The 16,960-nt window shown below is 61.3% G+C and carries 17 protein-coding genes; 12 read left to right on the forward strand and 5 right to left on the reverse strand.

Annotation, left to right across the window (positions count from 1 at the left end; genetic code table 11):
* Nucleotides 1-32 precede the first annotated feature (32 nt).
* From AC09SL_RS08040 to AC09SL_RS08050, 3 genes are all read right to left on the reverse strand, one after another.
* Complete coding sequence (locus AC09SL_RS08040) at nt 33-764, reverse strand: GntR family transcriptional regulator (RefSeq protein WP_058543001.1); 732 nt, start codon at nt 762-764, stop codon at nt 33-35.
* 89 nt (nt 765-853) lie between these two features.
* Nucleotides 854-2,212 (reverse strand): sensor histidine kinase, encoded by a 1,359-nt coding sequence (locus AC09SL_RS08045; protein ID WP_058543002.1) that lies wholly within the window; start codon nt 2,210-2,212, stop codon nt 854-856.
* Nucleotides 2,209-2,868 carry a response regulator transcription factor gene (locus tag AC09SL_RS08050; RefSeq protein ID WP_058543003.1) on the reverse strand — a complete coding sequence of 220 codons (660 nt, stop codon included), beginning with the start codon at nt 2,866-2,868 and terminating at the stop codon, nt 2,209-2,211. The genes AC09SL_RS08045 and AC09SL_RS08050 overlap by 4 nt, the downstream gene beginning before the upstream one ends.
* Nucleotides 2,869-2,999: 131 nt before the next feature.
* Between AC09SL_RS08050 and AC09SL_RS08055 the strand changes: the two genes are divergently transcribed.
* The 4 genes from AC09SL_RS08055 (at nt 3,000) to AC09SL_RS08070 (ending at nt 7,046) form a co-directional block, all read left to right on the forward strand.
* On the forward strand, nt 3,000-3,329 hold the full coding sequence (locus tag AC09SL_RS08055) for a PepSY domain-containing protein (protein WP_058543004.1): 330 nt from the start codon (nt 3,000-3,002) through the stop codon (nt 3,327-3,329).
* Between the two features lie 85 nt (nt 3,330-3,414).
* On the forward strand, nt 3,415-3,885 hold the full coding sequence (locus AC09SL_RS08060; RefSeq protein WP_058543005.1) for a DUF2271 domain-containing protein: 471 nt from the start codon (nt 3,415-3,417) through the stop codon (nt 3,883-3,885).
* A gap of 25 nt (nt 3,886-3,910) precedes the next feature.
* On the forward strand, nt 3,911-6,091 hold the full coding sequence (locus AC09SL_RS08065; RefSeq protein ID WP_058543006.1) for a PepSY domain-containing protein: 2,181 nt from the start codon (nt 3,911-3,913) through the stop codon (nt 6,089-6,091).
* Entirely contained in the window at nt 6,081-7,046 is a 966-nt protein-coding gene (locus AC09SL_RS08070) for an FAD:protein FMN transferase (protein ID WP_058543007.1), read from the forward strand. Before AC09SL_RS08065 ends, AC09SL_RS08070 begins: the two co-directional genes overlap by 11 nt.
* Nucleotides 7,047-7,117: 71 nt before the next feature.
* Here AC09SL_RS08070 and AC09SL_RS08075 read toward each other — a convergent pair whose 3' ends face one another.
* The gene (locus tag AC09SL_RS08075; protein WP_058543008.1) at nt 7,118-8,107 is read right to left on the reverse strand and encodes an MBL fold metallo-hydrolase; all 990 of its coding nucleotides are present in this window, start codon (nt 8,105-8,107) and stop codon (nt 7,118-7,120) included.
* A 275-nt stretch (nt 8,108-8,382) separates the two neighbouring features.
* Here AC09SL_RS08075 and AC09SL_RS08080 point away from each other — a divergent pair, with 275 nt between their 5' ends.
* On the forward strand, nt 8,383-8,805 hold the full coding sequence (locus AC09SL_RS08080; protein ID WP_058543009.1) for a helix-turn-helix domain-containing protein: 423 nt from the start codon (nt 8,383-8,385) through the stop codon (nt 8,803-8,805).
* Between the two features lie 41 nt (nt 8,806-8,846).
* Nucleotides 8,847-10,190, forward strand: a complete 1,344-nt coding sequence (locus AC09SL_RS08085; protein ID WP_058543010.1) for an OprD family porin — start codon at nt 8,847-8,849, stop codon at nt 10,188-10,190.
* Between the two features lie 175 nt (nt 10,191-10,365).
* On the opposite strand, the gene AC09SL_RS08090 is transcribed toward AC09SL_RS08085, so the two are convergent.
* Nucleotides 10,366-10,605 carry an Lpp/OprI family alanine-zipper lipoprotein gene (locus tag AC09SL_RS08090; protein ID WP_058543011.1) on the reverse strand — a complete coding sequence of 80 codons (240 nt, stop codon included), beginning with the start codon at nt 10,603-10,605 and terminating at the stop codon, nt 10,366-10,368.
* A gap of 189 nt (nt 10,606-10,794) precedes the next feature.
* On the opposite strand from AC09SL_RS08090, the gene AC09SL_RS08095 reads away from it, so the two are divergent.
* From AC09SL_RS08095 to AC09SL_RS08120, 6 genes are all read left to right on the forward strand, one after another.
* Nucleotides 10,795-10,917 (forward strand): hypothetical protein, encoded by a 123-nt coding sequence (locus AC09SL_RS08095; RefSeq protein WP_264295891.1) that lies wholly within the window; start codon nt 10,795-10,797, stop codon nt 10,915-10,917.
* A gap of 12 nt (nt 10,918-10,929) precedes the next feature.
* The gene (gene ftsH / locus AC09SL_RS08100; RefSeq protein WP_058543012.1) at nt 10,930-12,756 is read left to right on the forward strand and encodes an ATP-dependent zinc metalloprotease FtsH; all 1,827 of its coding nucleotides are present in this window, start codon (nt 10,930-10,932) and stop codon (nt 12,754-12,756) included.
* Between the two features lie 233 nt (nt 12,757-12,989).
* Nucleotides 12,990-13,742 carry a fumarate/nitrate reduction transcriptional regulator Fnr gene (fnr, locus tag AC09SL_RS08105; protein WP_058543013.1) on the forward strand — a complete coding sequence of 251 codons (753 nt, stop codon included), beginning with the start codon at nt 12,990-12,992 and terminating at the stop codon, nt 13,740-13,742.
* A 130-nt stretch (nt 13,743-13,872) separates the two neighbouring features.
* A complete protein-coding gene (gene arcD / locus AC09SL_RS08110; RefSeq protein WP_058543014.1) occupies nt 13,873-15,366 on the forward strand; it encodes an arginine-ornithine antiporter in 1,494 nt (497 codons plus the stop codon).
* Between the two features lie 87 nt (nt 15,367-15,453).
* Nucleotides 15,454-15,993, forward strand: coding sequence for an Hsp20/alpha crystallin family protein (locus tag AC09SL_RS08115; RefSeq protein ID WP_058543015.1), 540 nt, complete (start codon nt 15,454-15,456; stop codon nt 15,991-15,993).
* Between the two features lie 146 nt (nt 15,994-16,139).
* A complete protein-coding gene (locus AC09SL_RS08120) occupies nt 16,140-16,889 on the forward strand; it encodes an AraC family transcriptional regulator (protein WP_058543021.1) in 750 nt (249 codons plus the stop codon).
* The last annotated feature ends 71 nt before the right edge of the window (nt 16,890-16,960 follow it).

Genomic DNA, 16,960 nt, shown 5'->3' on the forward strand with positions numbered 1-16,960 from the left:
GCGGCGACCGACTCGCCGCTAGCCAGGTAGGGTCAGCGGATTTCCACGCGGTAGCGGAAATGCTCGGCATGCCCGCGCGAACGTCGCCACTCCAGGGGATTGCCGGCGTAGTCGCGCGCCAGACGCTCGATCACCACCACCGGGCTGTTGACCGGCACCTGCAGCAGTCGCGCGTGGACTTCATTCACCGACTCGGCGGTGAGGGTTTCTTCGGCATAGGCGACCACCTGAGCGCAGGTTTCTTCATAGATGGGATAAAGCAGCGGCCCTTTTTGACTCAGGTCGATTTCGAGCAACGGTTGGAAACGGCTGCGGGGCAACCAGATTTCTTCGGCGAGCACCGGCTCCACTTCCAGCAGACGCACCCGCACGATGCGAATCACCGGCGCATCCATCGGCAACCCCAGCGCCTGGGCCACCGCCGAAGGCGCGGCCACCGGTTCCACGGACAAGATCCGGCTCTCGGGAACCCGGCGTTCGCCCGAAGCGCTTTGAAAGCGGAAAAAACGGAACAGCGACGATTGAAATTGCGGTCGGCGAATAAAGGTGCCGCGCCCCTGCTGACGCTCCAGGACGCCCTCGCTGACCAACGCATCGATGGCCTTGCGCACCGTGCCGGTAGACAACTGGTATTCGGCTGACAGTGCCGCCTCAGTAGGAATCGCCTCCCCTGGACGCCAGCGGTTATTGGCGATCTGTTCAGCCAATTGGTCGCGTAAACGTTGATAAAGCGGTAGGCGGGTATCACTGGCGAGAGATTTCATCGACCTTATTCACCTTGTTATCTAGTCATATATATGAATATTGACGCGAGTATTTGCTCAAGGTTGGCAGATTGTCAAGAATGCCCGGGCTAGCTGGCTGACGAATGGCCGGCGGCAACGGTGGCAAGCGGTAGCCAGACCCGCACCTCGAACCCCTCCTGCCGGTCTTTTGCCGGGGACAACAGTTCGATTCGCCCATCGATCCCCTGCACGATCGTCTTGACGATCGCCAACCCCAATCCCGACCCACTGGTTTCGCTCTGGCCGCGCACGAAACGCTCGGTCAGCCGCTGCAGGACGGCCACCGGCACCACCGCTCCGGCATTGATCACCCGCAGTAGCGCCTGGCCCGTAAGGGTGACTTCGATGGGTTGATCCTTTGCGCCGTACTTCAATGCATTTTCGATCAGATTGCGCAACAGAATGCCGAAGGCGTCCGGGTCGACGGTCGAATACACATGGGCCTGGGCAGGAAGTTGCAGCGTGATCTGGCGGGGGCTGTTGCGTCGCCACTCATCCACCACGTGAGCCAACAATGGAACCAGGTCCTGGGGCGTTTGCGAGAGCAGCCCGCCCCCTTCGGCCTTGGCCAATTGCATGAGTTTTTCCGATAACCGGGCCAATTCGCGCAAAGCGCTTTCGATCTTTTTCGCACGCAACCGCAACGGACCTTCAGGAGCCTCCTGATACAGCCGCTGGACCTGCGCCAATGTCGCGGCCAAGGGTGTACGCAGCTCATGCGCGCTATTGGCGGTGAAGCTGCGTTCGGCCTCCAGGGCCTTGCGCAAGCGTTCCAGCAGGCGGTTGACCGCATCGGCCAATGGGTTGATTTCTGCCGGCAGGCGCGACACCTTGATCGGCGACAGATCACCCACGCCACGGGCCTCCACGGCATACCGATAGGCCAGCACACTTCTCAGACTCATGCGCACCAATAGCCAGGTCCCCAACAGGCTGATGGGGGCCAGCGCCAACAACGGCCACAACAGGGCAAACAAGGCTTGCCGTGCGGCCTCGCGGCGATTGCGCAGCGGCTCGGCGACTTCGATGAATACCGTCTCGCGCAGCGCACTGGCGCCATACAGACGGTACTTTCCAGTCGTGGAGAAACCTTCAATCGGATGTTTGCTGAAGATCCTCGGGTTGGCATCGTGGGACTGCATCAGGACCTTGCCCCCGGCATCGCGAACCAGATAGGTCAGGTACTCCTTGTGCATCTTCAAGGTGGCAACCTGTTGCGCCTCGGCAGGATTTTCCCGGTTGCTGATTTCCAGCACGGCCAGGGGCAGGATGCGTTGGGCAGTCTCCTCCAGTGCGCTGTCAAAGGCCTCGTTCAACTCATGTCGTACCCCGCGCCAAGCGCCGACCGTCGCCACCAGCCAGAGCAATGTCATGCCCAGCGTCAGTCCCAGGCCGAGACGCTTTTGCAGGCTGAAAGTCGTCTTCATGCCGACACCATCCGGTACCCCATGCCCCGCACCGTCTCGATCAGGTCGCGCCCCAGTTTCTTGCGCAATCGACTGATATAGACCTCGATCGTATTGCTCTCGATTTCGGCGCCGAAGGCATACAACCGCTCCTCGAGTTGCCCCTTGGACAACAGCGCGCCGGGACGCTGGATGAACGCCTCCAACAGCGCCCATTCCCGGGCAGTGAGGTCCACGGCCATGCCAGCCCGATGCAAGGTACGGGCACTCATGTCGATGTGCAGCTCACCGAGCCTGATCTGGGGATTGGGGTTGCCGCTGTAACGGCGGGCCACCGCTGCCACACGGGCCGACAGTTCAAACAGATCGAAGGGTTTGACCAGGTAATCGTCGGCGCCGGCATTGAGGCCGGCGATTCGATCAGATATCTGGTCCTGGGCCGTCAGGATGATCACCGCGGTCACGTCACCTGCGCTGCGCCGCTGGCGCAGGAAGTCCAGCCCTCGGCCGTCCGGCAACATCAAGTCAAGCAGGATCAGGTCATAAGCGGTCGTGCTCACGCTACTGCGTGCATGGGCAAGGTTGTGCACCCAATCAACGGCATGGCCGTCATCGGCGATCTGCTCGCGCACCGCCTCCCCCAACCTTGGCGAGTCCTCAACCAATAAAACCCGCATCGGGCAGCTCCTGTGATCGTGGTTGTGCCGCACCTTAGCGGCCTTACCTGACGTGAATCTGAAGATTCAGCTGGCTGTCAGGAATACACCGTAGGGTATGCCCACAACGAAACCCCGGCAGGAGACAGATCATGAAATCAGGTTTTATTGCCAGCACTGCGCTGATAAGTGTGCTGGCCAACGGTCACGCCTTGGCCGATGACGACTGCAGCGAACCGGTCAACGACTGGCAGCCACGGGAAACCCTGCGCCTGCAGGTGCAACAGCGATACGGCTGGACGGTGCAGCGCATCAAGGTCGACGACGGCTGCTACAAGCTCAAGGGCTTGGACCGCCAGGGCAATGTCATCGAAGCCCGCTACGCACCGGCGTCGCTGCACCTGCGCAAACTCGAGGTCTACTTCCGGGACGATGACGATGCCACCGCCTACCTCACCCCAGCCCCAGCCCCCGCACCGTGACATTTCGACGCGTTGGCCCTGCCGTTCAGGTTGCTGTCAGCAAGCAGGTCCAGGCTCTCGCCCCAACGATCAAAAGGACAACCCCATGAAAAAAATCATCGCTGCAACCTGCCTCGTCGGCGCCATCGCCTTGCCGGGGCTGGCTCAAGCCCGTGAAATAACCCTCACCACCCAGCTCAAGCGCTACAGCGGCAACGATGCGTACCTGGCGATCTACGTCACCGATGCCAGCGGCCAGTATCAGAAAACCCTCTGGGTGGCCGGCAAAAAGGCCAAGTACTACAAGCACCTGGCCGACTGGGCCCGTGGAAGCAAGATGAGCCCGAGCGAGTACGACGGCGTCAGCGGCGCCAGCGTTGGCAGCGGCGACACACTCAAAGTCAGCGTCGAGCTGGCTGACACCCTGATCGATGCCGGGTATCAGATCCGTATCGATAGCGCCGTCGAGGATAAGCGTGATGCCCGGGCCGACGTCAGCGTGGCCCTGACTTCGCAAGGCGCAGGCAAGCCAGTGGCGGGCAATACCTTCGTCCAATCCTTTACCTACGATCTGTAGCACCTGCCATCTGCGGAGGCCGAACATGCTTCGCCAGCTCCACGCCCTGCCCGGTTTGATTGCCGCCCTATTGGTCATGCTATTGGCCATCAGCGGCGCGACATTGTCTGTCGATCCGGCCCTCGAACGCCTGAACAATACGTCCACTGCGGTCGGGCAGGTCAATGTCGCCCAGTTGGCCGGACGCGTCGCCGAGCACTTTCCAGCGGTGGAGCAGATCCAGCGTACGGCGTCCGGCACGGTCATCGTCTACTACAACCGTGACGGCCAGGTCGGCGCCGACGAGGTCGACCCGTTGACCGGTCAAGGCTTGGCACCGTACGAGCCCGGCGCCTTCTCGCGCTGGATGAAAGACCTGCACCGCTCGCTATTCCTCGGGACACCGGGCCATGGGGTCGCGGGTGCCGGCGCGCTGGTCATGCTGATGCTCTTGGTGTCCGGGGCACTGTTGCTGGTCCGGCGTGTCGGCGGCTGGCGCAACCTGCTGCGTCCACTGCGGGGCAACTTCAGCCAGCGTTGGCATGCTGAGCTCGGTCGCCTGGCGTTATGGGGGCTGCTGTTGTCGGCCTTGAGCGGTCTCTATCTGTGCGCCGTGACGTTCGACTTCATCGCCGACGGCAGCCAGGTCGAGCCCGCCTTTCCCGACAGCGTCAGCTCCGCCCCGGCCTTGCCGGTGGCGAACCTGCACGCTTTGGCCTCAATCGATCTGAATGACCTGCGCGAGCTTGTCTACCCCAGCCCCAATAACCCGCAAGACGTGTTTTCCCTGCGCACGGCCCAGGGTGACGGTTATGTGGACCCGGCCAGCGGCACCCTGCTGTCCTATCAAGCCCATGACGGGATGCACACCGTCTACGAATGGATCTATCGATTGCACACCGGTGAAGGACTGTGGTGGCTCGGCCTGTTGCTCGGCCTTAGTGCACTCTGCGTACCCGTGATGAGCATCACCGGCATCCTGATGTGGTGGCGTCGCCGCAAAGCCGCGCCGAACATCCATCATGACAGCAGCGCGCAATCGGCCGACACCGTGATCCTGGTAGGCAGCGAAACCAACAGCACCTGGGGCTTTGCCAACACATTGCATGAAGCCTTGCATCAAGCCGGTCACCGCGTTCACAGCGCGCCAATGAATCAATACGCCAACGCCTGCATCAACGCGCAACGGGTGTTCATCCTCACTGCAACCCACGGTGACGGCAACGCCCCGGCTTCGGCTTCGCAGTTCCTTGCCCGGCTGGCCAGCAACGGCCTGAAACCCGGCCAGGCGTTTGCCGTGCTGGGCTTTGGTGATCGACAGTTTTCCCGGTTCTGTCAGTTTGCCCACCAGGTGCAGGACGCCTTGTTGCAGGCCGGCGGCACGCCGTTGATCGGCCTGGAAACCATCAACCGCCAGTCTGCCCAGGAGTTTGCTCGCTGGGGCCACGCCGTGGGTGAAGTGCTGGGGCATGAGCTGACGCTGGTCCACACCGCGCAGCCGCCACGCACCCATCAACTGATCCTGGCCGAGCGCATTGTCTACGGTGAACAGGCCGACGCTCCCACCCACGTATTGCGTTTCAAAGCTTCAGGGACATTACCCACCTTTGAAGCCGGTGATTTGGTCGGCATCCTGCCGCCCGGCAACCCCATCCCGCGTTTCTATTCCCTGGCCAGCAGCTCACAGGACGGCGTGCTGGAGATCTGCGTACGCAAGCACAAGGGTGGCGTGTGCTCGTCATTTCTTCACAGCTTGGACATCGCGGCCCCCATCGAAGCCTTTATCCAACCGAACCCACAATTTCGCCCGGCATCGGGCGCTCATCCGGTGATCCTGATCGGCGCCGGCACCGGCATCGGACCGCTGGCCGGTTTCATCCGCAACAACAAGGCCCACCATCCCATGCACTTGTATTGGGGCGGGCGCAACCCGACCTCGGACTTCCTCTACGAAGCCGAACTCAACCATTACCTGGCAGACCGTCGCCTGACGGCATTGCACGCGGCCTTTTCCCAGGTCACGGACCGTTCCTACGTGCAAGACCGGCTGATCAGCGACGCCCCTGTGTTACGTCGGCTGATCGAAAAAGGCGCCCAGGTATTGGTGTGCGGCGGTCGCGAGATGGCCAAGGGCGTGATGCTGGCGCTGGACGAAGTGCTCGCCCCCCTCAACCTGAATGTGCTGACCCTCAAGGCACAGGGACGCTACCGTGAAGATGTCTACTGATTGGCGACGCTACAGCCTGAACGGCGAAACCATGGGCACGCGCTACACCGCCCTGTTCCATGCCCAGGGCGAACCCGATGTCCCCGCCATCAGCCACGCCCTGGCCAGCGCCGTGGCCCGGGTGGACCGGCAAATGTCGACCTGGAAACCCGATTCGGACCTCAATCGCCTCAATGCGGCGCCTTTGCACACCTGGATATCGGTTCCTGATGAACTGGTCACGGTGCTGGCAGCCGCATTGCGCGTCAATCAGCAGTCCAATGGCGCTTTCGACATCACCGTCGGCGACCCGGTAGACGCCTGGGGGTTTGGCCCCGGCGAACGGTCCATGACCACTTTCCCCCCCTCGGCGCTCGCGTCGCAAGTCCGGCTATCGACCCGCGGGACACTTATCATTGACCCAAGGCATCGGCAAGTGCGCAAACGCGCACCGTTCAAGCTCACGTTGAACGGCATCGCCAAGGGGTTTGGTGTCGATGAACTGGCCCGCTGCCTGGAAAGTTTTGGCATCACGCGCTACCTGGTGGGCATAGACGGCGAAATGCGTGCCCGTGGGCTTAAACCTGATGCAACACCTTGGGTCGTGGCCATTGAAAAACCCTGTCGGGGCGCGCGTGAAGTCATGGGTGTGATGGAGCTCAGTGACGCGGCCATCGCCACCTCCGGGGATTACCGGCATTGGTTGGACATCGAGGGCCAGTCCTACAGCCACACCATGGACCCGAAAACGGGCGCGCCGCTGCGTAATCGACTCGCCGCCGTGACCGTGGTGTCATCCTCATGCATGCTCGCCGACGCCTGGGCCACGGCGCTGATGGTGCTGGGTGAAACCGAAGGTCCTCGCCTGGCCCAAGAACGCAGGATGGACGCATTGTTCGTCGTGCGCGACGGTTTGCAGCTCAAGGAGATATCCATAGTCGGCGGACAGTTGCAGGCCCAGGTTCAAACGCGCTGACGCCGACGCTCGGGTGTTGAGGCCTCCAGCAGCGAGGCTACGCCTGTTTTAACGGCGCAAGCGCTTGGATTTCACTCGATCATCGGCACCTTGGCTGCCCGTTGATAAGGCCCGTACTCGATCGGTACCCACTGGAAGTGCCCGCCCACTGCACTGATATGCCCTATCCCCGGAAACGGCAGATGCGCCGCTGCCACCCAGGTCTTGGTAGTGGCCGCGGCATTGAACACCTTGGCCCGGCTCTTGATCGCCTGTTGATTGTCGACATCAAAACGAATCGACACTTCAGGATGCTCGAACTGCACCGCCAGGTTATGCACCAGGTCCCCCATGAACAGGATGCTCTGGCCTTGGGAGGTAAAACGGTACGTGGTGCTGCCAGGCGTATGCCCAGGCTCCAGTTCGGCATCGACATCGGGCACCGGCGACTGGCCGCTGGCGAAGGTCTTGAAGCGGCCGGCTGCCACATAAGGGGCGGTGGAATCCTGAGCGATCTTGAAAAATTCCCGGGCACCGGCCGGCGCCTTCGCCAGCGCCTGGGGATCGAGCCAGTAATCGGCTTCTGCTTTCGCGGCATAGACTGTAGCGTTGGCAAACAGCGGTTGCTGCTTGTCGTCGACCAGCCCGCACACGTGATCCAGGTGCAAATGGGTGAGCAAGATGGCATCGACCTGCTCCGGGCGATAACCGGCGGCCTGCATGTTCGCCGAGAGCATTCCAGCCGTGGCGCCGATGCATTGGCCGGCACCGGTGTCCACCAGGATCAGCTGCTTGCCGGTATTGACCAGAAAAGCATTGAACGCGGTCTGCACCCCTGGCGTTTCAATCGAGCGACGGGCGAGCAAGGCGCGGATCTGGCTTTGGCTCAAGCCTTCGAGCAGCTTGGGCGACAGATCGTTGTAGCCATCGAACAGCGCCGTCACTTCGTAGTTGCCCACCGCCAAGCGGTAGTAACCGGGTACTTGAGTGACCTGGAGCGGCGCCTGGGCCAGGGCACCCAGCGATGTCAGCGCCAATGCCAGGCCCGCCCCGCGCAGTGTGCACACCAAAGATTGCTTCATACCTTCACCTTGATCGAGTCAGAAGAACGGCCACTCATACACCAGCCGGAGAAGCTCATCATGCACTCGTCTCGCACCGCAGAACTTGCAGCCATGTGCTGAGTGAGTGCAGCGTCCGATGCTGCACCTGAACGCAATTAACAACGTTTAACTCGCACGCTCGCGCCCCACGCCCAAGAATAAAGCCCTCTGCCCAGACCTGTTTTCTCAAGCGGGAAGCGGCCCGCCCACCGTGCGGTGCGCCAGGCATTTCCCACTGACACGGAGTTTTTGTCATGGCTCATGCATCACACACCACCGTCAGGGCGCCCATCGAGCCAACGCGAAAAACCAGCACCGGCGGCCTGTCGCCCTGGCGCGAAAGCCTGGTCAAGAAAGTGATTCTCGACGGCCTGAGCGACACGCTGGAAATTGCCGAACTGGCCAAGGCCTGCGCCCTGTCCCGCAGTCATTTTTCCCGCGCGTTCAAATGCAGCACCGGCCAGTCCCCTCAGGCCTGGATCCGTAGCCAGCGCATCGACCGGGCCAAACAACTGATCCGGGAGACCGACTTGACCCTGACGCAAATCAGCCTGGAATGCGGGTTCTGCGACCAGGCGCACTTTTGTCACATCTTCACCCACAGCGAAGGCATCAATCCGTTTGCCTGGCGGTGCCGGGAACTGCGCGCTCAGCCGTACACACCTGGTTGCAAGTAGTACCGCCCCTTCGCCCGCCCAATCTCACACGGAAACGAAGCATGTTGCCTGCACCACACCACTCAACCGCCGCCCTGAAGCCGCTCTGGCTGCTTGCCCTGCTCACCGGCAGCGCCGCACCGGCGATGGCAGCGGAACTCGCGCAAAGCACGCCTGGCTTTCTCGAAGGGGCGACGCTGGAAGTTCTCAGCCGCAACTTCTACCTCAACAATGACTATCGCACCGCGGCCCCGGCAGGCAAAAGCTACAAACAGGAATGGGCCCAGGGCTTCATCGCCTCGTTCGAGTCCGGCTTCACCCCCGGCACGATCGGCGTAGGCATCGATGCCCACGCATTCCTGGGGCTGAAACTGGACGGGGGCAAGGGGCATTCCGGAACGGGATTATTGCCGTTGGATGAGAACGGGCGAAGCGAGGACCATTACTCCAGCGCAGGCGGCGCGCTGAAATTCAACACCTCACGCACCACCCTGGCGGTCGGCGAAATGACCGTTCAGAGCCCAGTATTCGACACCGCAGACAAGCGCCTGCAACCGGAGTACGCCAGCGGCCTGCTGCTCTCCAGCCACGAGCTTGAAGGGGTCGAGCTGCAAGCGGGTCACTTCAGCGCGTTCAAGAATCAGGACGCCTCGACCAGCCAGGGTGATTTTTCCGGGTATGGGGCGACGACGCGCAACGGCGCCATCGACTTCATCGGCGCCGACCTGCTCACCGACCAAGCCCTGGGTGGTGCGCTCTACGCCTCCGAACTGAGCGATACCTGGCGCCAGTACTATGCCAACCTGCATACCACCCTTGGCGAACTGTTCCTTGACGGCAACCTGTATCACACCCGCGACTATGGCAAGGCCAACGCCGGGGCCATCGACACCACTGCCTATAGCCTGAGTGGCAGATACCGGCTCAATGCCCAGGCGTTCACCCTGGCCTATCAGAAAATCAACGGCGACACGCCCTTCGATTTCGTCGGCGGCGACTCCATCTACCTGGCCAACTCGATCAAATATGCCGACTTCAACGGCCCGGGCGAGCGCTCATGGCAAGCGCGTTACGATCTCGACATGGGCACCTTGGGCATCCCCGGCCTGAGCTTCATGGCCCGCTATGTGACTGGACGCGGGATCGACGGCAGCCACGCCCCCCAAGGCGGAGCCTACAACCCGTTCGATATGGATACCGGCGGCTACCGTCCACAACAAGGGGACGGTGGGCGCCATTGGGAGCGCGACCTGGACCTGCACTACATCGTGCAGTCAGGCCCGGCCAAGGACCTGTCGCTGCAACTGTCCCACGTCACCCATCGCGCCAACAGCAGCCAGGGCGGCGATGACATCGACCGGCTGTATATCGTCATCCAGTACCCACTCAAGCTGGGACCGTTCTGACCCTGGCACAACTGACGCCGCGCGCCTTCGGACGTTGAAGATCGGCTGAAATCCAAGCCACTGAAACGGCACGACCCGGTTTTCTGAAGTGTCAGGAAACCGAAGGTCGACGAACACGCTCAGCGCCAGGCCCCTTGCCCATCTCCCGTCCACCCGCTGATTACTTGCGCGTGGCCTAATCGGTCATCCGAGTGGCACGTATGCTCGCCTCTGCGGCGGTACGTTGCGCCTGCTCGGCCATTATCTCGGCCTGTTCAGCCTTCCTGTAGGCCTCATCCGCCCTGAGCCTTGCCGTTGCGGCGTTGTTTTGCGCCGAATCCAACCGGGCCTCGACTTCCTGGTCGAGCTTGTGAGTGCATCCGCCACTGGTTGCCAAAAAGAGGCTCAACAAGGCGAAAGACAAGTACCTGTTCATGATCATTTCCTCGGTTGACCGCGACTGAAAAAAGCGTGCGACAGCTGCCCCGAGTATCCAGTGCCCGCATCCACCCACTCTGATCTCGATCAACTACAAGGCCGGCCAGGCGCAGGTCCACTTAAGCGTTGTTGATGTAGCTCAATGTGCTGGCCTGCCTCTGGTGTAGAAACAACGAACCGGGTACGTGTGCCCGCGTCTTTTCCTGACGCAGAGGATGCGGTGATGAATGACTGGACCTTGCGCAAGACCGTCCTGGATGAGCTGGAATTGCAACCTGACATCAACGCAGCCCCTATCGGCGTCTTTTGATGAGTCATGGCCATGAAAAAAACTCACCAGTGGAACCTGTCCTACTTCTTCATTGCGTTGGCCGTGTTCAGCCTCGTGCAGTTTCTGTTTTTCGAACGCCCCAATGTGCAAGTCATCCCCTATAGCCAGTTCCTGCAGCTGTTGAACAATCAGAAGGTCAGCGATCTACGGGTCGAGAAAGACCAGATCAGCGGCAAGTTGCAGGAACCCATCGACGGCCACACCCAGTTCTCGACCGTGAGGGTGGAGCCGGCGCTGGCGGCGGACCTTGCCCACTCGGGTGTCGGGTTCACAGGCACCAACGAAAACACCTTCCTGGGGGGGCTGCTGGGCGGGTTGCTGCCCTTCGTGCTGATCATGGTGATCTGGTATTTCCTGTTTCGTGGGCTGGCGGAAAAACAGGGCATGGGTGGCTTGATGAACATCGGCAAGTCCCGCGCCAAGGTATTCGTCGAGCGCGATACCGGCGTGACCTTTGCCGATGTCGCCGGCATCGACGAAGCCAAGGTCGAGCTGGTGGAGATCGTCTCCTTCCTCAAGGACAAGGCGAAATATTCACGTCTGGGGGCACACATCCCCAAAGGTACATTGCTGGTCGGTCCGCCGGGCACCGGCAAGACCCTGGTTGCCAAAGCCATCGCTGGAGAGGCCGGCGTGCCCTTCTTTTCCATCTCGGGGTCGGAGTTCGTCGAGATGTTCGTCGGTGTCGGCGCCGCTCGCGTGCATGACTTGTTCGAACAGGCCCGACAGGCCGCGCCCTGCATCATTTTTATCGATGAGCTCGATGCGCTGGGCAAGATGCGCGGCGTCGGCGTTCTGGGCGGCAATGACGAAAAGGAGCAGACCCTCAACCAACTGCTGGCAGAACTGGATGGGTTCGACCCCCGTGAAGGGGTCGTGCTGCTCGCGGCGACCAACCGCCCCGAGGTATTGGACCCGGCGCTGTTGCGAGCCGGCCGGATCGATCGACAGATCCTGATCGATCGCCCCGACCGTAAAGGCCGGCAGGCGATCCTCAAGGTTCACCTGCAAAAAATCGTCACCGGCCAGGACCTCGATAGCGAGCGTATCGCCGACATCACTACTGGTTTTACTGGCGCAGACCTGGCCAACCTGGTCAACGAAGCCGCCATCATCGCCACCCGACGCGGTGCAGAAACGGTCAGCCTCGACGATTTCACGGCAGCCGTGGAACGCATCGTTGCCGGGATCGAACGCAAGAGCAGCCTGCTGCACCCCGATGAACGCCAAGTGGTGGCCTATCACGAAATGGGACATGCGTTGGCGGCCAGCAACCTGCCGAACATGGACCCGGTCCATAAGGTCTCGATCGTGCCGCGCGCCATTGGCTCGCTGGGTTATACCTTGCAGCGACCCACGGAAGATCATTTTCTGGTCAGCTACCAGATGCTCAAGGACCGCATGGTGGTCCTGATGGCAGGACGTGCCGCCGAATTCCTGGCCTATGGTCAGGTCTCGACCGGGGCCGCCGATGACTTGGCCCACGCCACCGATATCGCCCGCCAGTTGATCACCCGCTTTGGCATGAGCGCGGAGCTTGGCCTGGCGGTGCTGGAACGTAAAAATGCGACCTACCTGGGCGAACGCATGGACATCGGTGACAAGGACTATTCGGAACAAACCGCCCGGGAAGTCGACCTGGGTATTCGCGCCTTGCTCGATGAAGCCTATCAACGCGCCAGGACACTGCTGGAAAGCCATCGGGAAGACCTGAACGCCGGGGCCCACCTGCTGGTGGAAAAAGAAACCCTGACACCTGAAGAGTTTGCCCCACTGCTGCCGCTTAAACACGCTACGCTGGCTTTGCGACTGGTTTGACAGCCATTTGACCGCCGCTCGGACCGTCACGGTTCGAGCGGCTCCAGCGCCCCCCCTGCGCGCCCGCCCCCCGATGCAACCAGCGTCGTCTTGCAAACTTCTTCGTGTAGGTTTGCCCCCCATCATTTGTACCCACGTTGCGCTTATCGACAGTCGGTAGTGCTTTGGGCGACAAAAAACAGGCACGGCTGAGCTGGTCTTCTATGCTTGCTCCAACTAAAGGAATTTTCCCCATGGTCGAGCCTCAATCGCAACTTCTGCAGGTGCACGCCCTCAAGACCGCTTGCTCGAACTGCAGTGTGCTTGAACTGTGCCTGCCCATTGGCTTGACGGGCGGCGAAGTCGAGCGCCTCGACACCCTGATCGCCCAGCGGGTGAAGGTCAAGAAAGGCGCCGCGCTGTATCGCACCGGCGACCCACTGCGCTCGTTGTATGCCGTGAGATTGGGCTTCTTCAAGACCAGCGTCCTTTCGGTAGACGGTCGCGAACAGGTCACCGGTTTCCAGATGCAAGGCGAAATGCTCGGCCTGGACGCTATCAGCACCGATCATTACGCCTGTAATGCCATTGCCTTGGAAGACAGCGAAGTCTGCCCGCTGCCTTTCACCCTCCTGGAAAAACTCGCCCACGATCTACCGTCATTGCAACACAACCTGAACAAACTCCTGAGCCAGGAAATCGTGCGCGACCACGGCATGCTGTTGATGCTCGGCAACATGAACGCCGACGAACGCCTGGCGGCGTTCCTGTTGAACCTGTCGCAACGGCTCAGTATGCGCGGCTATTCCTCGCGCGAGTTCGTCCTGCGCATGAGCCGCGAGGCCATCGGTTCCTACCTGGGCCTGCGCCTGGAAACGATTTGCCGGGGCATCGCCCACCTGCGTCTGGAAGAACTGGTGGACATGCACGGGCGCAATGTCACGATCCTGGATTTGCCCGGCCTCAGGCAGAAGGTCGCCGGTTGTCATCGTCATGCGGAACTGTGATGCCTGCCCTGCATGACATCTGATCTACATCAATACCCCCCAATGCCTACAGGTCGACATTAAGACTCGGCGTTCGAACCTTTGTATCGACGAAGGTTACCGGACCTCCCGTCTCATGGAGACTTTGATCATGGCAACGCACCTGCAAGGTACAGAACCGGTCATCCCGACCGTCAAACCTCACCCTTTGGCCGGCAGTTTGCGAAAGGTCGAACCCCGGCGCCTGTCGCTGAGCCTGTTGGTCGCCCTGGTGGTCGGTTCGATGATCGGCAGCGGTATCTTCAGCCTGCCCCAGAACATGGCGGCCAGTGCCGGCGCCGGCGCGATCCTGATCGGCTGGCTCATCACCGGCGTGGGCATGCTCTCACTGGCTCTGGTCTACCAGACACTCTCCAACCGCCAACCGGAACTGGACAATGGAGTGTTCGCCTACGCCCGAGCCCTGGGCGGCGAATTCCTCGGTTTCAATTCGGCGTGGGGCTATTGGATCAGCGCCTGGATCGGCAACGTCAGTTATCTGGTGATTCTGTTCGCTGCGCTCAGTTACTTTTTCCCCTTGTTTGGCGAAGGCAATAACAAAGCTGCGATCGCCGGTGCATCCGTGGTGCTGTGGGCATTGCATTGGATGATCCTGCGCGGTATGCGCACCGCCGCCAAGGCCAACGCCCTGACGACGATCGCCAAGGTGGTGCCGTTGCTGTTGTTCATCGGGCTGGTGATTGCCGCTTTCTCCAAGGACACCTTCGTGGTGGATTTCTGGGGCGCGCCGGCACTGGGCAGTACGCTGGACCAGGTCAAGAGCACCATGCTGGTAACGGTCTGGGTGTTCATCGGCATTGAAGGCGCCAACGTATTTTCCGCCCGGGCCGCCGAACGGGCCGACGTGGGCCGCGCCACCGTGATTGGCTTCGTCCTTACCTTGTTGCTGCTGATCGCCGTTTCCCTGTTGTCGTTGGGCATCCTCAGACAACCCGAACTGGCCGCCCTGAAGAACCCATCCATGGCGGGTGTACTGGAAGCGGTGGCCGGGCCCTGGGGCGCGGTGCTGATCAGCATCGGCCTGATCGTGTCAGTGGGCGGCGCGTTGCTGGCCTGGACGCTGCTGGCGGCCGAATCGGTGTTCACGCCGGCCAAGGAAAAAGTCATGCCGCGTTTGCTGGCCACGGAAAACCAACATGGCGCACCGGCCAACGCGCTGTGGATCACCAACGGTTGCATTCAATTGTTCCTGTTGCTGACCCTGTATTCGAGCGCCAGCTACCTGGCGCTGATTTCACTCGCCACCTCGATGATCCTGCTGCCCTACCTGTTCAGCGGCCTGTATGCGTTGAAGATGACCTGGCAAGGCCAGACCTACGCCGGCCATCGTGGCCTGCAACTGCGCGACATGGCCATCGCCCTGGTCGCGACGAGCTATTGCATCTGGCTGCTCTACGCCGCCGGTCCGCGGTACATGCTGCTCAGTGCCCTGCTCTATGCCCCCGGCTCGCTGATCTATCTGAGCGCCCAACGGGCCAGGACGAACCGTGCCCTCAATGGTTTCGGCTGGGGCCTGCTGCTGGTGATCTGGGTGGCAGCGATCTTCGCCGGCTGGATGCTCTGGTCCGGCCAACTGTCCTTGTAGTTTCGCAAGCGTGCATTGACCTGTTCGGCAACGGTGCCTGGCGATTGGGCCGAGACCCGTCCGGACTTCACCAAAGAGGAAAAGCAAATGTCCAATTCAGTGAAAAAAATGCCAGTCACCACCGAAGACAACGCCCAGCCCCCCGCCAAGGCGGACCTCTGGCATCCGTTTGAAAGACTCCGCCAGCAGGTGGACCACCTGTTCGACGACTTCAATCGGGGCACAGCGCTTTCTCCTTTCAGTCGTCGGTTGTTCGATGTCGAACCCTTCTGGCGTCGCGAGTTCTCCATGAGCAGCCTGCCGGCCGTGGACATCAGCGAGAAAGAAAAGAGCTTTGAAATCACCGCCGAGTTGCCCGGCATGGATCAGAAAGACATCGAAATCCGCCTGGCCAACGGCAACCTGATCATCAAGGGGGAGAAAAAAGAAACCAAGGAAGAAAAGAAAAAGGGTTATCACCTGTCCGAGCGCCATTACGGTTCCTTCGAACGCGTGTTCAACCTGCCAGAAGGCGTCGACAGCGACAAGATCGAAGCCCAGTTCAGCAAAGGCGTGCTGACGCTGACACTGCCAAAAAAACCGGAAGCACTGAAAGCGGAAAAGGTCGTGCCGATCAAGGCCGACTGATCGCTTTGAGACCTGCCCCTCGCCGGCCAACGACGAGGGGCTTTTTATGCCTGTGCTGATTGAACCCATAGTGACAGGCACCACATGTTCGATTGACACTGCGCTATCGCGAGCAAACTCGCTTCCCCAAAAAGACGACGCTGGCCATGTATCCCTCGCTGACTTCCCTCGCCCCCTGCGACCTCGACACCCTGCTGCGCAGCCTGCAGCCCATCGCCCCGCTGCTGGACACCCTCGCGGACGTGGTGTTTTTCATCAAGGACCAGCAGGCCCGCTACGCCTTCGTCAACCAGACCCTGGCCCGGCGCTGCGGTTTCAAACACAGCGGCGACCTGCTCGGCCTTACCGCCGACCAGGTGTTCCCCGAGCGCTTCGGCCCGCTGTACACCGAACAGGATCGCCGGGTGCTGGCCAGTGGGCGGGAGTTGGCCGACCAGCTCGAACTGCATTTGTATTACGGCAACCAGCCCGTGTGGTGCCTGACCCACAAGCTCGCCCTGCACGATCCAAACGGCCAGGTCGTCGGCTTGGCGGGCATTTCCCGCGACCTGCAACTGCCGCAATCGAGCCATCCGGCGTTCCACAAACTGGCGGCGGTCGATGCCCATATCAAGCAGCATTTCGCCCGCCCCATCAGCCTGGCCGAGCTGACCGCCATTGCCGAGTTGTCGGTGGCGCAACTGGAGCGGCACTGCAAACGCATCTTCCAACTCACGCCGCGGCAGATGATTCACAAGGCACGACTGGAAGAAGCCTCACGGCTGTTACTCGACAGAAACCTGCCGATCACTGAGATCGCCCTGCGCTGCGGTTACACCGACCACAGCGCTTTCAGCCGCCAGTTCCGCGCCCTGACCAGCCTGTCCCCCAGCCAATACCGCGAGAATCAGCGCTGATACTTGTTCCCTGATGGGGCATCGGGCCCCGTGGTTGCTCCCATCTGTAACACCCCGGCCCCGCACAGCCC

The sequence above is a fragment of the Pseudomonas sp. PF05 genome (genome assembly GCF_056521845.1).

Bases quoted from the DNA above. Each gene is read 5' to 3' on its own strand.
- AC09SL_RS08040 (WP_058543001.1), bottom strand. From the start codon at position 764: ATGAAATCTCTCGCCAGTGATACCCGCCTACCGCTTTATCAACGTTTA.
- AC09SL_RS08045 (WP_058543002.1), bottom strand. From the start codon at position 2,212: ATGAAGACGACTTTCAGCCTGCAAAAGCGTCTCGGCCTGGGACTGACG.
- AC09SL_RS08050 (WP_058543003.1), bottom strand. From the start codon at position 2,868: ATGCGGGTTTTATTGGTTGAGGACTCGCCAAGGTTGGGGGAGGCGGTG.
- AC09SL_RS08055 (WP_058543004.1), top strand. From the start codon at position 3,000: ATGAAATCAGGTTTTATTGCCAGCACTGCGCTGATAAGTGTGCTGGCC.
- AC09SL_RS08060 (WP_058543005.1), top strand. From the start codon at position 3,415: ATGAAAAAAATCATCGCTGCAACCTGCCTCGTCGGCGCCATCGCCTTG.
- AC09SL_RS08065 (WP_058543006.1), top strand. From the start codon at position 3,911: ATGCTTCGCCAGCTCCACGCCCTGCCCGGTTTGATTGCCGCCCTATTG.
- AC09SL_RS08070 (WP_058543007.1), top strand. From the start codon at position 6,081: ATGTCTACTGATTGGCGACGCTACAGCCTGAACGGCGAAACCATGGGC.
- AC09SL_RS08075 (WP_058543008.1), bottom strand. From the start codon at position 8,107: ATGAAGCAATCTTTGGTGTGCACACTGCGCGGGGCGGGCCTGGCATTG.
- AC09SL_RS08080 (WP_058543009.1), top strand. From the start codon at position 8,383: ATGGCTCATGCATCACACACCACCGTCAGGGCGCCCATCGAGCCAACG.
- AC09SL_RS08085 (WP_058543010.1), top strand. From the start codon at position 8,847: ATGTTGCCTGCACCACACCACTCAACCGCCGCCCTGAAGCCGCTCTGG.
- AC09SL_RS08090 (WP_058543011.1), bottom strand. From the start codon at position 10,605: ATGAACAGGTACTTGTCTTTCGCCTTGTTGAGCCTCTTTTTGGCAACC.
- ftsH (WP_058543012.1), top strand. From the start codon at position 10,930: ATGAAAAAAACTCACCAGTGGAACCTGTCCTACTTCTTCATTGCGTTG.
- fnr (WP_058543013.1), top strand. From the start codon at position 12,990: ATGGTCGAGCCTCAATCGCAACTTCTGCAGGTGCACGCCCTCAAGACC.
- arcD (WP_058543014.1), top strand. From the start codon at position 13,873: ATGGCAACGCACCTGCAAGGTACAGAACCGGTCATCCCGACCGTCAAA.
- AC09SL_RS08115 (WP_058543015.1), top strand. From the start codon at position 15,454: ATGTCCAATTCAGTGAAAAAAATGCCAGTCACCACCGAAGACAACGCC.
- AC09SL_RS08120 (WP_058543021.1), top strand. From the start codon at position 16,140: ATGTATCCCTCGCTGACTTCCCTCGCCCCCTGCGACCTCGACACCCTG.